Source organism: Komagataeibacter intermedius TF2 (assembly GCF_000964425.1).
Taxonomy (GTDB): domain Bacteria; phylum Pseudomonadota; class Alphaproteobacteria; order Acetobacterales; family Acetobacteraceae; genus Komagataeibacter; species Komagataeibacter intermedius.
Window position 1 is genome coordinate 1 of the sequence record NZ_BANF01000657.1, and the last position, 863, is coordinate 863.

Consider the following 863-nt stretch of genomic DNA (forward strand, 5'->3'; position numbering starts at 1 on the left):
ACTTGGCAGAAGATTATAGGCTGATTGCTATTGATACGCGCGGGCATGGTCGATCTGGTATCGGGACGGCCCCCCTGACATATCGACAGCTTCAGGATGATTTTACCGCGGTTCTTAACGCGATGGGGCTGCAAAAATCCGGTATAATCGGACATAGTGACGGTGGCATTGTCGCCCTTCGTCTGGCTGCATCTCATGCCGTACAACCAGAGTTCGTCATAGCGGTCGGCGCGCACTGGGTGTTGCCGGAAAATGATCCGGTCCGGCAGATTTATCAGAAGATCAATCTTGAAAAATGGCGTGGGATGTTCGGGAATCAAATATCGGTCTACAACGCGGAAAATCCCGAACCGGATTTCGAAAAGTTATTCAAGGCGGCGACGCATATGTGGCTCGGCTGCGACGAAGATGCCTATCCCGGCGCGTCTGTAAAAAACATCCGGTGTCCTCTGCTCGTCGTGCATGGTGACGATGATATGCTGGTGTCGCGGCAACAGGCGTTTGAGCTTGCTGAGCAGGTCAAAGGTGCCAGATTGCTTAACCTACCCTTCGCGAAACATACGTTACTTGAAGACATGCCTGAACGTGTTTTTCCCTTTTTACAGGATTTCATGAATCGCGTTACTGCCTGAAGGCCATGCAGTTTCATGTCCCGTCAGAGAAATCCCTTTCTGATTCCCCAATGTCTGCATGAGGCGACTATCGCCTGTCCATTTGTTCCATCAAACGAAACATTCGTGAGTTCCAAAGGACGAAAAAGCCAAACGGAAGAGAGGTTATCGAAATATAGCCTGTGTGGTAGGGTTCTGCTTCAGGAAACAGGGATTTTTCTCAAATATGAAATTGCGGCAACTTGGCAAGAG

General features: G+C 49.8%; 2 protein-coding genes. Both read left to right on the forward strand.

The features are described 5' to 3' along the window. A partial coding sequence (locus tag B7449_RS18920) for an alpha/beta fold hydrolase (RefSeq protein ID WP_048884089.1) occupies positions 1-632 on the forward strand: 632 nt, incomplete at its 5' end. Between the two features lie 15 nt (positions 633-647). After that, positions 648-863, forward strand: a 216-nt coding sequence (locus B7449_RS22495) for a hypothetical protein (RefSeq protein ID WP_209426798.1), incomplete at its 3' end; no start/stop codon positions are given.